Below are 19,159 nucleotides of genomic sequence, written 5' to 3'. Positions count from 1 at the left end.
TTATGTGGAATTTAAACGGACAAACCGCTATTGTCACAGGCGGAACTAAAGGAATTGGCAAAGCGACTGTTTTGGAATTTTTGGACTTGGGTGCACGGGTGTTATTTACAGCAAGGAATAAACAAGACGTTGAAAGCCTGGAAAAAGAACTTCAGAATAAAGGATTTGAAGTTAATGGAATAGTTTCAGATGTTTCAGTAAAAGTAGACAGGCAAAAAATAGTGAACTGGATCCAGAACAATTGGCAAACTCTGGACATTCTAGTGAACAATGCAGGGATCAACATTCGAAAAGAAGCTTTAGAGTATTCAGAAGATGAACTTAAAAAAGTACTGGATATCAACCTAGTAGCGCCCTTTGAATTAAGCAGAGCACTGCATCCTTTTCTGGAAAGATCTAAGGTAGCAACGGTGATCAATATTGCATCTGTAGCTGCACTGCAAGATGTGGGAACTGGAACTCCCTATGCTATGGCAAAATCGGGGTTGCTTCAGCAAACAAGAAGTCTGGCTGTAGAATGGGCCCAGGACGGAATTCGTGTGAATGCCGTTTCCCCGTGGTTTACAGAAACTCCGCTTACGGAAGGATTTCTAAAGCAGGATGAAAAGATGAATGGTATTTTAGGAAGAACTCCTTTAAAAAGAATTGCAAAAGCAGAAGAAATGGCCTCCATTATAGCTTTTCTCGCCATGGAAAAATCTTCATATATTACCGGCCAAAATATTATTGCCGACGGTGGAATGAGCATTAATGCTATATAAGTTTAAAAACCTTACTATTTTTTAACCTATTTTTTAAAAATATAAATCATGAAAAAAAATTTAATGCTCTTTGCACTTCTTATTTTTACCATTTCCTGTAAAAATGATACTGAAAAAGCAGGAACATCTGAAAATGAATCAGCTTTTGAAGAACCAATTACAAAAGAGATCGCATACGCAAACGGATTCAAAAATTTTGAAGACGTAAATCAAATCAATTTTACTTTTAACGTAAAAGTAAATGACACTTTGCGTAGCGAACGTTCCTGGAAATGGTTTCCCAAAGAGAATAAAGTAGAACTCACAGAAAAAGGAGAAACCTCCAGTTATAACACAAATGGTAATCTTGATGAAGCTGAAACTCAAATCGATAAAAAGTTCATCAATGATAAGTACTGGTTATTGTTTCCATATGAATTGATTTGGAGCGAATATGATCTCGAGCATAACCGAAGTTCGGTTGCACCAATAAGCCAAAAGGAAATGCATCAGATAACCGTTAAATACTCAGACACCAGTGGATATACTCCCGGGGACACCTATTTGGTGTTCTTTGATGAAGATGACAAAATGATTCGTGAATGGACCTATCAGTCGGCAGGGGGAAGAAGTCTCTCTACCACCTGGGAAGATTATGAAACCTTCAACGGGATAACCATTGCCAAAATGCACAAATCAGAGGATGGAAGTTTTCAGTTATATTTTACAGATATTATGGTAAAGTAAATCCTTCCATCTTAGGAAGGCTATCCAAAATTTAAAATATAAATCCCGCTGGAAATTCCAGCGGGATTTATATTTTAAATTACTTTTGAACCAGAAAACAAGCATATTATTTCCGGAGTACATCAAATTTCATTTTCGGTATTTGTTTAAATCTTTAAGATCCCTCTTTTTAAAATCTGACCAAATTCATACATATCTTCATAGGAACAATAAAATGGTGCCGGAGCCAATCGTATAACATTTGGTTCTCTCCAATCTATAATTACCCCATTTTTCATTAAATAATTAAACAATTCTTTTCCTTCTCCGTGAAGAAAGACCGAAAGTTGGGTTCCGCGTTCGTTTTGGTTGGAGGGAGTAATGATCTCGAAATCACTTTCAACCTCTTCATCGATTTGATGCAGCACAAATTCCAGGTAAGCCACAATTTTATTCCTTTTCTCAATAAGGGCAGGCATTCCAACCTTCTCAAACATATCCAGCGATGCCAGGTAAGGCGCAAGTGCCAAAATAGGTGCATTGCTTATTTGCCAGGCATGTGCATCCGGTTCTGGCTGAAATTCAGGCTCCATTAGAAAACGGCGTTCTTTAGAATGACCCCACCAGCCTTCAAAACGGGGAATTTCTTTAAGTTCATGATACTTCTCGTTTATGAAACATCCCGAAGCATTTCCGGGTCCGGAATTCATGTATTTATAACTACACCAGGCAGCAAAATCCACATTCCATTCGTGTAATTTAAGCTCAATATTTCCCACAGCGTGAGCGAGATCCCAACCAACCTTTGCTCCAATCTCGTGCCCGGCCCGGGTGATTGTTTCCATATCCAATACCTGCCCGGAGTAATAATTAACTCCACCAAAAAGAACCAAAGCACACTCATCCCCTATTTCTTCGATTTTCTTCAGAATATCTTCTGTTCTGAAGTGATTTTCACCAGCCCTCTTTTTCACCTCAACAACAGCATCTTCCGGGTTAAATCCATGAAACTTCACCTGAGAAGCGATCATATATTGATCACTAGGGAATGCTTTTTCCTCACAAATGATCTTATACCGCTTTGCATCGGGCCTGTAAAAAGACACCATCAATAAATGAAGGTTCACGGTAAGCGTATTCATTACGGTAATCTCCGGAGGTTTGGCTCCAACCACTTTAGCAAGCTTTTCAGAAAAACGCTCATGATAGTCCCACCAGGGTTTCTCCGCATAAAAATGGCCTTCCACCGCCAGGTTAGCCCAATCATCCATTACCTCATCTACATATTTTTTAGCCGATTTAGGTTGTAAGCCGAGAGAATTTCCGGTGAAATAGATCACCTTTTTATTATTTACTTCAGGAAAGATAAATTCATCTTTATAAGTTGCTAAGGGATCTTCCTTATCCATTGATCTTGCAAATTCCCTTGTATTGCTAAATTCCATATTTGCAGTTTTTATGTAAAAATACTATTTAATCTCTCCAGCGGGTTGAATTTCCGAATGATTTCGTATAAATTCTGTATGATTCTTCTTTTTACAAATCTCTAGAGCCAGCTATGTACTACTTTTTTATGCATCAAAAAGTTCATCAAAGCAATTAACAATTAAATTCAGCATAAACTTTGATATGCTTAAATTTGCTGAAATTAAGAACCAATGCATTTTATTTCGCAGAAAATAGATGATTACGCAGTAAAACATTCTCAGGAGGAACCGGATTTACTGGCTGCGCTCACACGGGAAACTTTTCAAAAGATCCTTCAGCCGCGTATGCTAAGCGGTCATTACCAGGGAAGGTTATTGAGCATGCTATCAAAATTGATAAAACCGGATAATATCCTGGAAATTGGCACTTATACCGGGTATTCTGCATTATGCCTTTCTGAAGGATTACAAAAAAGAGGAAGTTTGCATACCATCGATATCAATGAGGAACTAACCGAAATCCAGAAAAAATATTTTGACCTTTCAGAATATAAAGAACAGATCCATCAATATTTAGGAAATGCACTGGAAATTATTCCAACGCTTAAGCTGAAATTTGATTTGGTCTTTATAGATGCCGACAAACCAAATTATCCTGCCTATTTTGAATTGATCATAGAAAAAATGAACCCCGGCGGAATTATTATAACAGATAATGTCCTTTGGAGTGGGAAAGTGGTGGAAAAAGTTAAGGAAGATGATGAATCTACAAAAGCGCTACTTCGCTACAATAAAATGATGGTGGAAGATAAAAGGATAGAAACGATTATGCTCCCCATTAGAGATGGCCTGAGCATAAGCAGAATAAAGGATTAACAGCTTCAATTGGGAATAGAAACCAGAAATAAATACTGAAATTAACCAAATACTTCAGTTCTAACCGCGCTTTCTATACCACCTATAAATTATAACCTACGTTTAACCGAGCCGGTAATTTCGTCGATATCCTCTTTTACCTTGCTTATCTCGCTTCGTACATCTTTTGAAATATCGGTATCTATGCCCTGCTTCTCGGCACTTTTTTGAATCTCGCTTTTAATATCGTTTGAGGCATTGCGAAGTGTACGCATACCTTTTCCTAATCCCCTTGCGATATCCGGAATCTTATCGGCACCAAAAACCATCACCAGGATAAACATGATAAAGGCTATTTCGGCACCACTTATAAATAAAGGAAGTGTAATCATAGAGACAAAGATAATGACAATTTCTTTTAAAAAAAGAAGCCGACTCGTTAAAGTCGGCTTAATTTATATAAATTTAATCCCTTATTAATTTCCTCCTTCAGTTTTGAACTGCTGGAATTTATCTTCTTTTACTTGCTGTGGCCAGCTGTTGTTTTCAAGGTCAATATCGGCGGTTTCCATATTAGGATCTACCACTACTTTAATGATCTCCTTATCTGTTGCAATTGCTTTGCTCACCTGGTCATCATTTTTACGCCAAATTTGCACAGGATAGGTTACATTTTGTGTAGTCCCATCTGCATAGGTATATTCTACAATAAGTGGCATTACAAGACCTCCGGGTTTTGAAAATGTGATTTCATAGAAATATTTAGGAACCTTCATTCCGGAACGTTCTGCAGGGGTGAAATTATCCATTAGATATTCGTTTAATTTTGGTGCGGTTTCTAAAAGATTTTTACCCTTCATATCCTCAGAAAACTCTTCGCTGCCTTCTTCCACTACATAAACGGCTTCTATCGAAGATGGATCTGTTACTCCGTATTGCTCTAAAAAGGCTGCGCCATCTTTGGTAACTTTATCGGTTACATAATATTTCTTAACATCTTTCACTCCTATATCTACATAATCTGTACTGTAGAACCAACCTCTCCAAAACCAGTCAAGATCGACCCCGGAAGCATCTTCCATCGTCCTGAAAAAGTCTTCGGGTGTAGGATGTTTGAACATCCATCGTTGAGAATATGTTTTAAATGAAAAATCGAACAGTTCATGTCCCATGACCGTTTCTCTCAAAATATTAAGCGCCGTGGCCGGTTTTCCGTAGGCGTTGTTACCCAGCTGATACACATTTTCCGGATTGCTCATAATTGGTGAGATAAACTTTTGATCTCCCTTCATATAAGGAACTATATTGGCGGGAATTCCACGCCTTGAAGGATAAACCTCATTAGGACCAATTGCTGCAGGATATTCTTTCCCAAATTCCTGTTCAGCCAAATACTGTAAAAAGGTATTTAAACCTTCGTCCATCCAACCCCATTGACGCTCATCACTATTGACGATCATTGGAAAAAAGTTATGTCCAATCTCATGGATAATAACACTTATCATCCCGTATTTCACTCTATCACTATAGGTCCCATCTTCTTCAGGACGACCATAATTCCAGCAAATCATTGGATATTCCATCCCCTGATTTTTAGCGTGTACTGAAATTGCTTTGTGATATGGGTATTTGAAGGTATGGTTGGAATAGGTTTTCAAGGTACTTGCAACAGCTCTTGTTGAATATTCTTCCCATAAAGGATTTCCCTCTTTTGGATACATTGAAACAGCCATCACATCTTTTCCCATCACATTTACATTCATCATATCTACGATGAACTTTCTGGATGAAGAGAACGCAAAATCACGAACCATTTCAGCTTTTAATTTCCAGGTTTTCTTTTTATCAGAAAATCCTTTTTCTGCAGCTTCAGCTTCTTCCTGAGTAACTATGATCACAGGATTTTCGGTTTCTTTTTTTGCGCGCTCATAGCGATTCATCATCTCTTTTGAATAGACTTCTTTTCTGTTTACTATTTCACCTGTTCCATCTAAAATATGATCTGCCGGAACGGTTATATTCACTTCATAGTTCCCAAAAGGCAATGCGAATTCCCCATTTCCGAAGAATTGCATGTTTTGCCATCCTTCTACGTCATTATAAACAGCCATTCTTGGGAAGAATTGTGCGATTACATACACATCATTCCCGTCTTTAGGAAAATGCTCATAACCAGACCTGGCTCGGTCTGTTACGTGATTATTGATGGTATAGTTCCACTTTATTTTAAAAGTATAACTTTCCCCTGCCTTTAAAGGCTGAGCCATATCTACACGCATCATTGTATAGTTAATGGTATGCTGCAAAGCTTTTCCGTCTTTGGAAACTTCTTCAATATTAAATCCACCATCAAATGGTTCCTTCATAAACTGATTTACAAATCCTCCAGGTTGCGCTACCGGAGCAATTCCGCTACCATCTTTATCTAAAGCCGGAGAATTCTTTGTTCTTATATTTTGATCCAGTTGAACCCATAAGTATTCCAGATTATCTGGGGAGTTGTTATGATAGGTAATAGTTTCTACACCGGTTAATTTTTTGTTCTTATCGTCCAGCTCGATATCCATCTTATAATCGGCCTGGTTTTGATAATAAGCTTCTCCGGGAGCACCGGAAGCTGTTCTATATTGATTGGGCGTTGAGAATTCCTGGTACATCTGCCTGAATTTATTTTCATTGAAATGCCCCATTTCCTTAACCTCCTTAACCTCCTCTTTAGGTGCTTCTGTTTCCTGAGCAAAAAGCCCTGAAGAAAAAATAAGTGAAAATGCTAAAATTGCAGTATTAAGTTTTTTCATTCTTTTTATAATTATTTTAAGTTGCTAAATTTAGGAATTTATATGATTATCTCAATTTATTCGTTGAAAATTAATTCACCTTCATCCCGTTCTGCGGTCAAAATCAAACTCTTTGTTTTTCCTCTTAATTCAACGTGTATCAAATTTTTCTGTTCAGGAAAAAGATCGGTTAGAACGGCATTTTTGATTTTCACGGATTTTACTGAAGAAACATTTGGAACTTCCAGGTACATTAAGGTCATATCATCTTCATATTCTTTCCCCAAATAATTTACCTCATAGCTCTTCCCATTTACCTGAACCCGGAATTTTTGACCAAGGTACTTTTTAAGATTTGCTTCAACCTCGCCTTTATCCCCATTGGACAAAAGTTTGATAGATGGGTTATAGCGTTCCCTAAGAAGTGCCTCCAGATCGTCTGTAAAAACACGTGAAATTATCTGAAGACTTTGAACCTCCTCATTATATTCAATTTCTGTTACGCTAACATAGAATTTATGGGATTTCTTAAAGGAAGATAAACTGAAAATTAATAGAAGGAATAAAATTCTGTATTTCATGGGTAGTTATATATTGTTTTTATTATCCGTAATTAATTCGCATCGCTTCTCTGATGTTGGCATTCTTTTGAAGAGCGCATTGAGAAGCTATCATTTTTAACTTCAAGAACTATTCCAATCCCCGATATTTTCTGAAGGATGGGGCTTGCCTTTTAAAAAATTCCAACAACCCAAGTTGGTTCTTTGTATCTAATCGCTGTTTTAAATTGGCGTTTTCAGCACAAAAAAATAGAAAGACGCTAATTTCTTCCAAAGGTATATTTAACAAGTTCACAAAAATTTCTTCTGAAAAAGAATCCCTGGCAACTGCTACCAAAGTGTTTTTGTCTTCATTGGCCTTTGCTTGTATATTCAAAGCATGCCTACCGGAAATCACGTTTATAAGATGATCAAGGTTAACAGCCCCACCAAGTGGATTAATTGAAACGGTGTTGGCCATCAATCTTCGCTCTGCCTGGGTAGGTAGTGGTTTTGTAGAAAGCGGAATTCCCAAATCATACTTATTTAAGCTTTTAATAGTGCTCAAATCCCGGTTCAGATCCCCGGAGAGTTTTATATTACTTATGTTTACCTCTTCCAACTCATTTACATTTTTTATGAGTTCCACGTTAAGGGAGCCATCTTTATAAATAGTTGATGAAATTTTTACTTTTTGCGGTATGTATAGTAGCGATGAGAATAACAGCGTATCGTTTTCCCTGGCCAAAATATCAAATTCCCCTTTAGTAGAGGTAATTGTTCCTGTTTTTTGAGTAACATTGATTATATGAACAACCGAATTTTCAAGGGAATCATTTACTATTTTCCCTTTTATAATCCGTTCTTCCTGAGCTAGTAATGTTGTAACGGATAAAAGAAAAAAACTAACCAAAAGATACTTCATGCAGCTTGCTTAAGATGAAAATGAGTTTCAATACTCGCCGCGTATTTGCAGATATTTTTCGCTTTGCTCAAAAAGGAAATCCAACAAACTTAATTTGTTTTTCTCTTCCATCATTTGCGATGTCAGTCCATTTTCATCCACATAGAATAAAAAATCGTTGATGTGCTCCTCTTTGATCCCAAGACTGGATTTAAAGAAATCATCATCAAATAATCCTCTAATTTGAGCTGCAACTGTGGCCGTTGGCCTTTTATAGATTGGGGTGTTTCCCTTTTTCTTTATATTAAACAAATCCTCTAAGACATCTACAATCCCCAATAAATTTACCCCTGGCTGCAAGACCTGATTGCTCTCAAAAGCGATATTCCTTGGGGCCTCTAAAGCATCGTTCACATCCGATTCAAATACTATATGCTTAACAGCTCCAAATCTTAAATCCAAGGGTAAATCTGTTACCACTTCAATATTATTGAGATCGGTATTAATATTTCCGGTAAGCTGAATATTGCTGATATTAACTTCGGCAAGTTGATTTATATCCTCTTTTAGTTCTATAGTAAGATTGCCTTCCTGGATAATTTTATCAGAAATAATTACCTCCAATTTCTGGTATTGAATAGAGGAAAAAAGCAAGGTGTCCCCGGCTTGAACCAGAATTTGAAAATTTCCCGAATCGGAATTTACAGTTCCTGTCTTTTGGGTAGCATTTATTATATGAACGGAAGCACTTTCCAAAAATGCTGCTTTAATGGATCCCTTTAAAAGGATATTTTCCTGCTGAGAAAAAACAGGAAGAACCATTAACAGACTTAAAGCGCAAAGAATTTTTTTAATCATATTTAATTCTCTGCTTTTGAGCAGATTAAATTAATTTCCTGAACGTTGTTTTTTATATTGTTTGCTTTGTTCCACGAGGAATTCAATGAGTTCCAGCTCGTTTCCTTTTTGCAACATTTCTTCCTTTAAACCACTATCATCTGCAAAATATATAAAATCATTGATATATTCCAGATCAATATTCAAATTTTCCTGAAAAAACTCATCACCATACATTGCTCTTATTTCCGTATCTATATCGGCATTGGGGCGTTCACTGTAAGGATCTCTTATTTCATCCTTCTTGCTTGCAATCAACAACTCTTTAAAAATATTGACAAAATTAATTCCATTCACCAATCTTGTCTGGCTCATGGCTAAAGCGGTATTTTTGGGTGAGGACTGATATGAAGGTCCTGTTTCAGAGGCGAAATAAGTACTTTGCATTTGAGAAGCTGTATAATTTTCTGGTAGGTCATTCACCGGTAACCGCGCAGCATCTACCGTAACATTTCCTGAAAGATCATAAGGACTTACCACTACTTCAGGTAACACATTTATAATCTCGTTCACATAAATATTTAATTCTCCAGATTGGATCACTCCTTTATCTATAATAACTATAAACTCCTGAAATTGAGCAGCTGAAATTCTAAGGCTATCGTTTAGCTTAACCGCTATGGAAAATTCACCTTCAGGATTTGTAAGAGCAAAATCTTCTGTATTTAAATTATAAACAATTATCCCGACTGATTCATCCCCAACGGGAACCTGAATACTGCCCGAAACAGAAGTACGATCCTGCCCTTGAGCTTGAGTCAAAAACCCCAGAATAATTCCAGTTATTATTAGAAACTTTTTCATTGATACATAACTAATGATGAATACGAAAAACACAACCCCCTCTTAAGACCTTGCTTAAAAATATTAAACCTTAAAGTAACCAAAAACATTTCTTATAATTTCAATAAGCTGCGCCTAAAATTTTGTTAAACCAACACATTACTTAAATTTACGAAAAAATAAGATGAAAAAAATTCTTTTAGCAAGCACTTCTACTTTATTTGGACAAGAATTTTTGGAGTATCTCTTTCCGGAAATCATTGAATTATTTAAAAATTCCAAAGAAATTTTATTTATACCCTATGCCCGTCCCGGAGGGATTTCTCTTGAGGAATACTCCGGCAAAGTAAAAGGTGCATTTAAAAATCTCCCTTTTAAAGTGCGTGGGATCCATGAATTTAAGGATCCTAAAAAAGCAATTTTGGAGGCAGGAGGGATTTTTACCGGAGGAGGAAATACATTTTTGCTTGTTGATAAACTTTACAGGGCCGGAGTTATGGAAGTATTAAAAAAGCGCATACAGGATGGAATTCCTTATTTAGGAACAAGTGCGGGAACAAACATTGGCGGACTCACTATGCAAACCACCAATGATATGCCAATAGTTTATCCTCCGGCTTTTAAAACCCTGGGGATAGTTCCCTTCAATATCAATCCTCATTACCTGGATCCGGATGATACCTCCACACATAAAGGCGAAACACGTGAAACCAGGATTAAAGAATTCCACTCGATAAACTCGCAGCCTGTTGTAGGTTTAAGAGAAGGAGGCTGGCTGGAAGTTTCAGGAAAAAACATCACTTTAAAAGGAAGCCAAAGCGCCAGAATTTTCAGGGCAAATCATGCTGCTTCTGAAATGCCAACCGGGAGTTCCCTTAACGATTTAAATTAAAAAAATGGAATATCAAAAAATATTGGATCAAATTCAGGAAGAACTCAATTACAGAGATGTATTTGGAAAAGTAGCCTCCTATATTCCGGAACTGGCCAGAGTAGATCCCAAAAAATTCGGGATGCACCTTTATTCTACTGATGCACAACAATCCTCATTTGGAGATAGTTCTGAAAAATTATCCATACAAAGTATTTCCAAGGTCTTTACGCTTACTATGGCGATGAAGATTCTGGGGGAAGATCTTTGGGACAGGGTTGATGTAGAACCTTCTGGGGATCCCTTTAACTCGCTTACACAGCTGGAACACGAAAAAGGGATTCCCAGAAACCCCTTCATAAATTCCGGCGCCCTGGTAATTTGCGATATCCTGGTTTCCAACCTGAAGGATCCAAAAGCCGAATTGTTGGAATTCGTTCGAAAAATTACAGGGAATCCTGAAATTGATTACGATTACACGGTGGCTGCCTCTGAAAAATCTACGGGGTATAGAAACTATGCGTTGGTGAATTATATGAAGGCCCTTGGAAATATAAAAAATGATGTTGAGCCTATAGTAGATTTCTATTTTCATCAATGTTCTTTAGCCATGTCGTGTGAAGAGCTTGCTAAAGCATTTATGCTCTATGCAAACCGGGGGAAACTTTTGGAAACCGGAGAGAGGATTATTTCAAAAACAAAGAATAAACGTATCAATGCTTTGATGCAAACCTGTGGATTTTATGATGAAGCCGGGGAATTTAGTTTTGAAGTAGGTTTGCCTGGAAAAAGTGGTGTAGGAGGTGGAATTGTAGCCATTCATCCGGGTCAATATTCGGTAGCAGTTTGGAGTCCCCTTTTAAATCCAAAAGGAAATTCGGAACTTGGAATGGCCGCCCTGGAAAGATTTACAACACTAACGGGCTTCTCTATTTTTTAATAAAACAAAGGCAAATTTATTGAAATTTTCTCCCAGCAATTACGCTGATTTAACTCTACAAAAAATCGCCGTAGAAAAAGTTTCCAAAGACTCTCGCAAAAAAAGCAATACATTATGCAAAGCACTGCGTGAAATTGAATTTATAGATATCAATCTTCATAGTCTCATTTCTAAACACGAATCAAAATATATACGCGGAAAAAATCTCACAGAATACCATCTAAAAACCTTGAACAACACAAAAACCCACCTTAAAAGGTGGTGGATTTTTCTTATAGTGCTTTCAACAATTCGGCTTATGCCTCCTTAAAAAAGCTTCTATAGTTCCAGGACAGCATTTTCTGCTCCGGCAAATTCGTTCCATCGGTATGCATCTGCTTCCGGATCGTTGGAATGAGTGCCATCAATAAGGTATTTAAATTCAAATGAATTTTCCTTTGGCAACTCCAGGGTCCCTTTAAAGGCACCGGTTTTTAATTTTTTTAGTTCGTTTTTTGATGGATCCCAATTGTTAAAATCACCAATTACACTAACTTTTTGAGCATCTTTCGCGGGTACGGTAAAGGTCACTTTACACACCGGCTTTGTCTTTAAATATTGTTTTGAAATTCCCATGATTTTTAATTTGAATTAGAGTGCAATTAATACATTAAAATACTGGTATACAATGCTTAATGCCATATTTTATGTTTTTGTTCGAAATGAAATCGTTATAGTTGAAAACTTTTTTGAGACCGGCAAAATTCAGAAGGAATCAACACTGAAAATTTTTCCAGGCCGGTTCATTATGAAGGAGATAAAAAGATAAAAACATGATTTCAATTAAAAGGAATCCTAATTTATTTAGAATACCATCTAAGAATGCGGAAGAATTTCCGGATGGATTAATCTGAAAAAATCAGCCTGATTACCCTATCTTTAAACTACAAATCCCCTCTTATGGAAAACATAGATTTTGATTTCTGGATGTTTATTGCCGGTTTGGGGATCTTTCTGTTTGGGATGCGGCATCTCGAAGAAAGCATTAAGGGACTGGCAGGAAGATCCTTTAAAAATTTACTACAGCGGTTTACAGATAGAAGCTGGAAAGGGATACTCACCGGGACGGCGGTTACCGCTATCCTGCAAAGCAGTTCCATGGTCACCCTTCTTGCACTTGCTTTTTTAGGTGGGGGAATGATAGGACTTAAAAACGCACTGGGCGTAGTGCTGGGAGCGAATCTGGGTACAACCTTTACCGCCTGGATCGTGGCCACCTTCGGATTTAAAATGGATATCGCCGATTTCTCCTTTCCGTTTTTGGCAGTTGGGATCCTTAGCTACCTCTTTTTAAAAACCAGGCCTTTTTTGATGAATCTAGGCGGACTTCTCATAGGTTTCGGATTATTGTTCCTGGGACTGGATTTTATGAAAGAAGCAATTGAACAGGTCGCAAGCCAAATAGATTTAAGCAGCTTTGCATCTTATGGATTATGGGCTTTTTTACTATTAGGACTCTTTATAACCGCACTTATACAGTCAAGCTCTGCAATGATCGTTATAATTTTGAGCGCTCTTAATGCCGGGCTTATCGACATTAACCAGGCAGTAGCCATGGTTATTGGTGCAAATATAGGTACCACCGTCACACTCATATTTGGTTCCATTGGAGGCACCGCCGATAAAAAACGGCTCATGCTGGCAAATGTTATTTTCAATTGCCTCACAGGTCTTCTCATTTACTTTTTAATCGATCAGCTTGTCTATTTGGTGTATTACTTTTTCAATGTAAAAGACGTCCTTATGGAGCTCGTGCTTATCAATACGCTTCTTAATTTGATAGGGATTGTTTTATTCTATCCATTTTTAGGAGTGTTCAGAAACTTTTTAAACCATAGATTTATTTCGTCTGCACCACAGGGAGAAACGCTCTATGTTAAAAATATCACCCCAAATGTGCCCGATGTAGCTCTAAAAGCACTGGATAAGGAGTTGGTTCAGGTTTTTCGTTACACCAGGGATTTTATCAGGGAAAGTTTTGGTTTGGGGGAGCGGGACAAAAACCGCGAATCCCGGTGGAGAAAGATTTTTTCCAGCGCCTCCGGATTGATGAAAAAGTACGAGAAAATAAAAAGACTGGAAGATGAACTTACAGCCTATTATGCTCAGCTTCAGGAGGAGAACCTTTCCAAGCCGGAAGCCGAACTTATTACCTCGGGAATGATGGGATTGCGCTCCATGATCTATGCCGCCAAGGATATTAAGGATGTTATTCATAACATCCTTTTTATGATAGAAAGTGAAGATCCCCTTGCGCAGGAAGTACTGGAGCGCCTGCGCAGGATTGTAAGCCTGAGACTTCAGGAACTTGATGAATTACTCGAGTTGGAGACTCCTAAAGTAATCCCTGTACATTGGATGGATGAAAATAATGCCTTTTACAATGAAACCATCACCTGGCTTTATAAAAATATCAAGGGTCACGACAGTAAGGGAGTTCAGGTTTCAACCATGACCAATGTCATCCGGCAAACTGTATCCTCGCTCAATAATTTATGCAATTCCATGATTTATGTGAAATTTAAAAAAGAGACCGCTGTCGATAAGGTTACTGGATAAAAATTCTGTAAGTATGAAATAATGCAGAAACACTTCACTTAGACAATCAAAAGTGACCAAGCTCCGCAGAAAGAAGAAATATAATTAGCGTCTAAAAAAACGTCACTGAGTAAGACCGAAATTCGTTTCGATTAGGCGTTTAAGAGTGACAAGTAGATTGAATTTGCAAATAAGAAATGTTTTTATTTGTGACAGGGGCGAAAAATTCTATGCCTCAAAAAGGGCAGAAAAGTAATTGAACACTCCTGAAACTAAATCTCCAGAGATTGGATTATTTAGGCTTGCAAAATCACATTAATTATCGCACTTACAACTCCCACAAGGATGGCAGCAAGGACAAGAGCAACAATTACCTTTGCGAAAATATTAAAGCCTTTTGTAGTTTCTTTATAATTTTCGACAAACACTCCGATAGCTTCCATGTTAATATTATTTATTTTGTTAAACCCCTAATGCTCTATAAGTTACATAGATATATCAGAGGAAAAAAAACTAATCGTTGAAGGGTAGATATATTAGGTCAACTACCAGATCCTTAAATTTTTGCTGTTTTCGGAAAGTTAAAAGTTGGTTTCTAATCGCGACTTCAGGGTAGATTTTACAAAAAAATTAAGAACCAAGGGGAATTAAACCCTCAATGAGGGATGAAAAATTGGCTTAACATGATTTTTTTGGAGAAGCTAAAATTTCAATGTATCTATTCCAGGTTTTTTCAGAAAATGCGCATACCATAAAAGAGTTAAATTACATCCGTAAACTTTAAACGGTAAAAAAATGTAGTGAAGGATTCTCTAAAATAAAAAATCCAGTCTTACTCCATTACTCCAATTTGCAGGTATCAGAATCGAGTTCGGTTTCCACGGTGAAATGATCAAAATGATACTCTTCTAAAATTTCCCTCATCCGTTCCTTTACTTCCTGAAGTTGTTTTAGTTCCTGAATGTGTTTTAATTTAAGATGCACGGTAAAAACGTGGTTTTCCCCTTCCATAGACCATACGTGCATATGATGTAGGGAAGCGATATTTTCAACTTTTAATATCCTGTTCTCAAGGCCTTTTAGATCGATATCTTTTGGAACACCCTGAAGAAAAATGAACAGGGTTTCCTTTAGGCGTTTAAATACATTGTACAGGATGTAGAGGGTAATAAGCAATGACAAGGCAGGATCCAGGTATTGGATGTCTTTAAATAAAAGAATAATGGCAACAATCAATACGGCAAACCATCCCAACACATCTTCCATCAAGTGCCAGGACACTATTTTTTCGTTCAGGGTTTTACCGCTACTAAGTTTCCAAGCGGCATAACCATTAACCGTCACCCCAATAATGGCAAAGATGATCATCCCTTTCGCATCCGAGGATTCCGGTTCCAGAATTCTTCCCACCGCTTCCGAGATTACATATATCGAACCTACGATAAGAACCAGGCTGTTAATAAGGGCTCCCAAAAGCGAAAAGCGTTTATATCCAAAAGAATATTTGGAATTGGATTCCTGATGAGATTTTTTGTCCAGATACCACGCTGTACCCAGGGAAAGTGAATCTCCCAGGTCATGAACCGCATCTGAAACAATGGCGATACTATTGACATACATCCCTCCAATAAATTCAAGGATCGTAAAACCTAAATTCAAAAAAAATGCGATTTTCAGATTTTTTCCCGACGTGTTATGCGAATGATCATGAGCCATATTTTCTTCTGGATAAAGACATTTTAAAGATACTATTTTCTTTAAATTAAGGCTCAAGACTTTCCCGAAAATAGAACGATCCATCTCGAGTGCAGATGGATCGTTTTCCGGAATAATTCTTTATTTTTTTCGTTGAGGGCATCGTAATGGATCCCTCAGGTTTTTTACTCCTCCTTACCTCGCTTAAAGGTCTTTTTCTTACGGTGTTTTACCACTTCAGCTTCGCGGAAGAAAATAATCTCTTCAGCAATATTTGTTACAAGATCACCAATTCTTTCAAGTTTTTTGATCACAGAGAACAGCAACAGGAATTGATCTATCGACTCCGGATTAATTCTCACTTCCGTAGAGATGATCTTAAAGGATTTCATATTGATCTTATTGAGTACTTTATCCTTTTTGAACACCTTTCTTGCCAACTTCGCATCTGCTTCAATATAGGCATCAGTAATATCATCCAACATAGATAGGGCCGATTCAAACATCTCCTCAACGCGCATAATTTCCAGCAGCCTATCCTCAATAGGAGTATCAACCTCGATGATGTATTTTGAAATTCCATAGGCATGATCCCCTACCCTCTCAAGATCAAAATTGATTTTTCTCAGGGCCAGAACAAACCTAAGGTCACTTGCCACGGGATTGTGCAGAGCGATAAAACGCTCGCAATCACGGTCAATCTTCAAATCCAGGGCATTTACCCTATTCTCTGTTCGAATTACTTCTTCTGCCAAATCACTGTCATGGGTGAAAAATGCATCCCGGGCATTCTCGAGTTGTTTTCTGCAAAGGGACAGCATTTCTACCCCGGATTGATTTAGTGCTTCTCTATGTTGATCTAAACTTATCATAGCCTTATCTTTTATCCGAATCTACCAGTAATGTAGTTTTCGGTTTGTTGTTTTTCAGGGTTGGTAAATAGTTTCTTGGTACGGTCATACTCGATGAGTTCTCCAAGGTAGAAAAAAGCAGTGTAATCGCTTATCCTTCCCGCTTGCTGCATATTATGTGTGACGATTACTATGCTATACTTTTCTTTTAACTCGTAAATAAGTTCCTCGATCTTAGCGGTAGAAAGTGGGTCCAGTGCAGAGGTAGGCTCATCCATTAAAATGATGGAAGGCTCTACAGCCAGCGTGCGGGCAATGCATAATCTTTGTTGCTGTCCTCCTGAAAGTGCAATAGCCGATTTGTTGAGATCATCCTTAACTTCATCCCATAAAGCCACCTGTTTCAAGGAATCCTCTACCTTTTCACTCAGGTATCTTTTATCGTTAATCCCCTGTATTCTCAAACCGTAGGCAACATTTTCAAAAATGGATTTTGGAAAGGGATTCGGCTTTTGAAATACCATGCCCACCTGTTTTCTCAATTGTTCTACGTTGATCTTCTTTTTGTAGATGTTCTCACCGTCAATCCTTACTTCTCCTTCCAGCCGGAAACCATCCACATAATCATTCATCCTGTTGAATAAACGTAAAAATGTTGATTTCCCACATCCCGAAGGACCTATAAAAGCAGTCACTTTATTGGCCTTTATAGTCATGTCTATGCCTTTAATAGCCATGAAATCATCATAAAAGACTTTTACCCCTTTGGTTTCAAGTTTATGTTTTCTTTTGATAGACTTATCTATCACAATCCCCTTTTCCTTTTTGCTCATTTAAAGAAGCTTTTTTATTTTAATTTTTTCTGCCATTTATTTCTGAAATAAACCGCTATTCCATTCATTATAAATGTAATCAATAACAACATAATAATCGCCGCGGCTGCATTCACCTCGAAACCTGCCTGAGGCCTGGAGATCCAGTTAAAAATTTGTATAGGCATCACCGTAAATTCATCCATTGGGGAGGAAGGCGCGAAAGGCACATAGGCCAAAGCCCCAATAACTATCAGTGGAGCAGTTTCACCCACCGCCCTGGAAAGTGCTAAAATCACCCCGGTTAAGATCCCTCCAAAGGAAGCCGGAAGCAACTGCATGGAAACCGTTTGCCATTTGGAGGCCCCCAATGCATAGGAGGCATCCCTGATGGATTTTGGAACTGCCTTAATAGATTCCCTGGTGGAAACAATCACAATGGGCAGAATTAGCAAGGCCAGCGTAAAACTACCGGCCAGGACACTTGCCCCCATTTCCAGGATCCTCACAAAGATCTCAAGACCTAAAAGTCCGTAAATAATGGAAGGAACACCTGCCAAATTGGAAATATTGACTTCTAAAATGGATGAAAACCTGTTTTTTTTCGAATATTCTTCCAGATAGATTGCAGCGGCAATTCCTAGCGGAAGGGAAATGATGGTTGTTAGTACAAGAATCCAAATACTCCCCATTAAGGCCGTATAAATTCCTGCGTTTTCTGCGTTTCTGGACGGTAGGCTGGTGATAAAATCCCAGTCTATCCTTTGTAACCCATCGATGAGGATTGACCCTATAAAAATTGCCAGAAGCACTAACCCTAAAAGAGTGCAGGCAATTCCCCAGCCCCGAAATATCTGGTCCTTAAGTCTGTTTTTTCTAATATTATTCATATTTCTCCTGGAATTTTTTCCTGATTCTATAACTAATGGTGTTAAGCAGGAAGGTGAAGATGAACAAGGTAATTCCGGCAGCAAAGATCGTTCTGTATTCCAGGGATCCATGCTGCACATCTCCCAGGCTTACTTGTACGATATAGGTGGTAATGGTTTCTACCGGAACTGTGGGATCAAATGTTAGTCGTGGCTGCTGTCCTGCAGCTATTGCTACGATCATGGTTTCTCCAATGGCTCTTGAAATTGCCAGGATAATGGAAACAATGATTCCTGAAGAGGCCGCCGGCACTAAAACCCTGAAGGAATTTTGCAGTTTTGTAGATCCCATTCCATAGGCCGCTTCGCGTAGTGAGTTTGGTACCGCATGCAAAGCATCTTCACTTAAAGAGGACACAAAAGGGATGATCATGATCCCCATAACCAATCCTGCCGAAAGGGAATTGAATCCTGATAGTCCCGGGATAAAGGTTTGCAGGAACGGAGTTACTACGGTAAGGGCAAAAAAACCGTATACTACGGTAGGCACCGCAGCCAATAGCTCCAGAGCCGGTTTTATCGTCCTTCGGAAACTTTTTGGGGCATATTCGCTAATGTAGATGCTTATGGACAATCCTACAGGTACTGCAAAAGCAATCGCTATAAACGAGGTGAGTAGGGTACCGGATAATAAAGGCAAGATCCCAAAATGTTTATCACTAAAAAGCGGCGTCCATTGCGTATCGGTAAGGAAATCTATAATAGGGACTTCCCTGAAGAAGTTTACAGCCTCAAAAGAAAGTACCAGAATAATGCCCAAAGTCACCAAAATAGTTACCAGCGCACTAGCCAACAGGGACTTTTCAATTATTGCCTCTTTGAATTTTCGCATATAA

General features: G+C 38.1%; 20 protein-coding genes. 6 read left to right on the top strand and 14 right to left on the bottom strand.

What is annotated here, in order from left to right; translation table 11 throughout:
* The first annotated feature begins 2 nt into the window (after window positions 1-2).
* Both GILLI_RS13650 and GILLI_RS13645 read left to right on the top strand, forming a co-directional pair.
* Window positions 3-761 carry an SDR family oxidoreductase gene (locus tag GILLI_RS13650; protein ID WP_006989707.1) on the top strand — a complete coding sequence of 253 codons (759 nt, stop codon included), beginning with the start codon at window positions 3-5 and terminating at the stop codon, window positions 759-761.
* Window positions 762-809: 48 nt separating this feature from the next.
* Window positions 810-1,487: a hypothetical protein gene (locus GILLI_RS13645; protein WP_040506662.1), complete on the top strand. Its 678-nt coding sequence runs from the start codon at window positions 810-812 to the stop codon at window positions 1,485-1,487.
* A gap of 146 nt (window positions 1,488-1,633) precedes the next feature.
* On the opposite strand, the gene kynU is transcribed toward GILLI_RS13645, so the two are convergent.
* Window positions 1,634-2,911 carry a kynureninase gene (gene kynU, locus GILLI_RS13640; RefSeq protein ID WP_006989705.1) on the bottom strand — a complete coding sequence of 426 codons (1,278 nt, stop codon included), beginning with the start codon at window positions 2,909-2,911 and terminating at the stop codon, window positions 1,634-1,636.
* A 213-nt stretch (window positions 2,912-3,124) separates the two neighbouring features.
* Between kynU and GILLI_RS13635 the strand changes: the two genes are divergently transcribed.
* Complete coding sequence (locus GILLI_RS13635) at window positions 3,125-3,769, top strand: O-methyltransferase (RefSeq protein ID WP_006989704.1); 645 nt, start codon at window positions 3,125-3,127, stop codon at window positions 3,767-3,769.
* A gap of 89 nt (window positions 3,770-3,858) precedes the next feature.
* Here the strand turns inward: GILLI_RS13635 and GILLI_RS13630 are convergent, their stop codons facing one another.
* The 6 genes from GILLI_RS13630 to GILLI_RS13605 all read right to left on the bottom strand — a co-directional run bounded on the left by GILLI_RS13630 (window position 3,859) and on the right by GILLI_RS13605 (window position 9,669).
* Window positions 3,859-4,140 carry a Sec-independent protein translocase subunit TatA/TatB gene (locus GILLI_RS13630; protein ID WP_006989703.1) on the bottom strand — a complete coding sequence of 94 codons (282 nt, stop codon included), beginning with the start codon at window positions 4,138-4,140 and terminating at the stop codon, window positions 3,859-3,861.
* An 84-nt stretch (window positions 4,141-4,224) separates the two neighbouring features.
* The gene (locus tag GILLI_RS13625) at window positions 4,225-6,546 is read right to left on the bottom strand and encodes a M1 family metallopeptidase (protein ID WP_006989702.1); all 2,322 of its coding nucleotides are present in this window, start codon (window positions 6,544-6,546) and stop codon (window positions 4,225-4,227) included.
* 56 nt (window positions 6,547-6,602) lie between these two features.
* Window positions 6,603-7,106 carry a DUF6702 family protein gene (locus tag GILLI_RS13620; protein WP_006989701.1) on the bottom strand — a complete coding sequence of 168 codons (504 nt, stop codon included), beginning with the start codon at window positions 7,104-7,106 and terminating at the stop codon, window positions 6,603-6,605.
* Between the two features lie 109 nt (window positions 7,107-7,215).
* Window positions 7,216-7,989 carry a peptidase associated/transthyretin-like domain-containing protein gene (locus tag GILLI_RS13615; RefSeq protein WP_006989700.1) on the bottom strand — a complete coding sequence of 258 codons (774 nt, stop codon included), beginning with the start codon at window positions 7,987-7,989 and terminating at the stop codon, window positions 7,216-7,218.
* Window positions 7,990-8,016: 27 nt separating this feature from the next.
* Window positions 8,017-8,826, bottom strand: coding sequence for a peptidase associated/transthyretin-like domain-containing protein (locus GILLI_RS13610; protein ID WP_006989699.1), 810 nt, complete (start codon window positions 8,824-8,826; stop codon window positions 8,017-8,019).
* Window positions 8,827-8,856: 30 nt separating this feature from the next.
* Window positions 8,857-9,669: a hypothetical protein gene (locus GILLI_RS13605; RefSeq protein ID WP_040506661.1), complete on the bottom strand. Its 813-nt coding sequence runs from the start codon at window positions 9,667-9,669 to the stop codon at window positions 8,857-8,859.
* A 163-nt stretch (window positions 9,670-9,832) separates the two neighbouring features.
* Here GILLI_RS13605 and pepE point away from each other — a divergent pair, with 163 nt between their 5' ends.
* Entirely contained in the window at window positions 9,833-10,540 is a 708-nt protein-coding gene (gene pepE, locus GILLI_RS13600) for a dipeptidase PepE (protein WP_006989697.1), read from the top strand.
* Between the two features lie 4 nt (window positions 10,541-10,544).
* Entirely contained in the window at window positions 10,545-11,459 is a 915-nt protein-coding gene (locus tag GILLI_RS13595; protein WP_006989696.1) for a glutaminase, read from the top strand.
* Window positions 11,460-11,777: 318 nt separating this feature from the next.
* Here GILLI_RS13595 and GILLI_RS13585 read toward each other — a convergent pair whose 3' ends face one another.
* Window positions 11,778-12,074 carry an isoamylase early set domain-containing protein gene (locus GILLI_RS13585; RefSeq protein ID WP_006989694.1) on the bottom strand — a complete coding sequence of 99 codons (297 nt, stop codon included), beginning with the start codon at window positions 12,072-12,074 and terminating at the stop codon, window positions 11,778-11,780.
* 324 nt (window positions 12,075-12,398) lie between these two features.
* Here GILLI_RS13585 and GILLI_RS13580 point away from each other — a divergent pair, with 324 nt between their 5' ends.
* Complete coding sequence (locus GILLI_RS13580) at window positions 12,399-14,057, top strand: Na/Pi cotransporter family protein (RefSeq protein WP_006989692.1); 1,659 nt, start codon at window positions 12,399-12,401, stop codon at window positions 14,055-14,057.
* 275 nt (window positions 14,058-14,332) lie between these two features.
* On the opposite strand, the gene GILLI_RS18590 is transcribed toward GILLI_RS13580, so the two are convergent.
* The 6 genes from GILLI_RS18590 to pstC form a co-directional block, all read right to left on the bottom strand.
* Window positions 14,333-14,479, bottom strand: a complete 147-nt coding sequence (locus GILLI_RS18590) for a hypothetical protein (RefSeq protein WP_006989691.1) — start codon at window positions 14,477-14,479, stop codon at window positions 14,333-14,335.
* Between the two features lie 397 nt (window positions 14,480-14,876).
* On the bottom strand, window positions 14,877-15,752 hold the full coding sequence (locus GILLI_RS13575; protein ID WP_040507062.1) for a cation diffusion facilitator family transporter: 876 nt from the start codon (window positions 15,750-15,752) through the stop codon (window positions 14,877-14,879).
* Between the two features lie 164 nt (window positions 15,753-15,916).
* The gene (gene phoU / locus GILLI_RS13570; protein WP_006989689.1) at window positions 15,917-16,603 is read right to left on the bottom strand and encodes a phosphate signaling complex protein PhoU; all 687 of its coding nucleotides are present in this window, start codon (window positions 16,601-16,603) and stop codon (window positions 15,917-15,919) included.
* Window positions 16,604-16,614: 11 nt separating this feature from the next.
* The gene (pstB, locus tag GILLI_RS13565) at window positions 16,615-17,415 is read right to left on the bottom strand and encodes a phosphate ABC transporter ATP-binding protein PstB (RefSeq protein ID WP_006989688.1); all 801 of its coding nucleotides are present in this window, start codon (window positions 17,413-17,415) and stop codon (window positions 16,615-16,617) included.
* Window positions 17,416-17,429: 14 nt separating this feature from the next.
* A complete protein-coding gene (pstA, locus tag GILLI_RS13560) occupies window positions 17,430-18,284 on the bottom strand; it encodes a phosphate ABC transporter permease PstA (RefSeq protein ID WP_006989687.1) in 855 nt (284 codons plus the stop codon).
* Window positions 18,277-19,155: a phosphate ABC transporter permease subunit PstC gene (pstC, locus tag GILLI_RS13555; RefSeq protein WP_006989686.1), complete on the bottom strand. Its 879-nt coding sequence runs from the start codon at window positions 19,153-19,155 to the stop codon at window positions 18,277-18,279. The genes pstA and pstC overlap by 8 nt, the downstream gene beginning before the upstream one ends.
* Window positions 19,156-19,159: the final 4 nt, after the last annotated feature.

The sequence above is a fragment of the Gillisia limnaea DSM 15749 genome (assembly GCF_000243235.1).
Lineage (GTDB): Bacteria > Bacteroidota > Bacteroidia > Flavobacteriales > Flavobacteriaceae > Gillisia > Gillisia limnaea.
This window is presented reverse-complemented; position numbering and strand designations above follow the sequence as displayed.

Coding starts and splice junctions, on each gene's coding strand:
- GILLI_RS13595 (WP_006989696.1), top strand. CDS start 10,545: ATGGAATATCAAAAAATATTGGATCAAATTCAGGAAGAACTCAATTAC.
- GILLI_RS13630 (WP_006989703.1), bottom strand. CDS start 4,140: ATGATTACACTTCCTTTATTTATAAGTGGTGCCGAAATAGCCTTTATC.
- pstC (WP_006989686.1), bottom strand. CDS start 19,155: ATGCGAAAATTCAAAGAGGCAATAATTGAAAAGTCCCTGTTGGCTAGT.
- GILLI_RS13610 (WP_006989699.1), bottom strand. CDS start 8,826: ATGATTAAAAAAATTCTTTGCGCTTTAAGTCTGTTAATGGTTCTTCCT.
- pepE (WP_006989697.1), top strand. CDS start 9,833: ATGAAAAAAATTCTTTTAGCAAGCACTTCTACTTTATTTGGACAAGAA.
- kynU (WP_006989705.1), bottom strand. CDS start 2,911: ATGGAATTTAGCAATACAAGGGAATTTGCAAGATCAATGGATAAGGAA.
- GILLI_RS13650 (WP_006989707.1), top strand. CDS start 3: ATGTGGAATTTAAACGGACAAACCGCTATTGTCACAGGCGGAACTAAA.
- GILLI_RS13575 (WP_040507062.1), bottom strand. CDS start 15,752: ATGGCTCATGATCATTCGCATAACACGTCGGGAAAAAATCTGAAAATC.
- GILLI_RS18590 (WP_006989691.1), bottom strand. CDS start 14,479: ATGGAAGCTATCGGAGTGTTTGTCGAAAATTATAAAGAAACTACAAAA.
- GILLI_RS13585 (WP_006989694.1), bottom strand. CDS start 12,074: ATGGGAATTTCAAAACAATATTTAAAGACAAAGCCGGTGTGTAAAGTG.
- pstB (WP_006989688.1), bottom strand. CDS start 17,415: ATGAGCAAAAAGGAAAAGGGGATTGTGATAGATAAGTCTATCAAAAGA.
- GILLI_RS13615 (WP_006989700.1), bottom strand. CDS start 7,989: ATGAAGTATCTTTTGGTTAGTTTTTTTCTTTTATCCGTTACAACATTA.
- GILLI_RS13580 (WP_006989692.1), top strand. CDS start 12,399: ATGGAAAACATAGATTTTGATTTCTGGATGTTTATTGCCGGTTTGGGG.
- GILLI_RS13605 (WP_040506661.1), bottom strand. CDS start 9,669: ATGAAAAAGTTTCTAATAATAACTGGAATTATTCTGGGGTTTTTGACT.
- GILLI_RS13620 (WP_006989701.1), bottom strand. CDS start 7,106: ATGAAATACAGAATTTTATTCCTTCTATTAATTTTCAGTTTATCTTCC.
- phoU (WP_006989689.1), bottom strand. CDS start 16,603: ATGATAAGTTTAGATCAACATAGAGAAGCACTAAATCAATCCGGGGTA.
- pstA (WP_006989687.1), bottom strand. CDS start 18,284: ATGAATAATATTAGAAAAAACAGACTTAAGGACCAGATATTTCGGGGC.
- GILLI_RS13635 (WP_006989704.1), top strand. CDS start 3,125: ATGCATTTTATTTCGCAGAAAATAGATGATTACGCAGTAAAACATTCT.
- GILLI_RS13645 (WP_040506662.1), top strand. CDS start 810: ATGAAAAAAAATTTAATGCTCTTTGCACTTCTTATTTTTACCATTTCC.
- GILLI_RS13625 (WP_006989702.1), bottom strand. CDS start 6,546: ATGAAAAAACTTAATACTGCAATTTTAGCATTTTCACTTATTTTTTCT.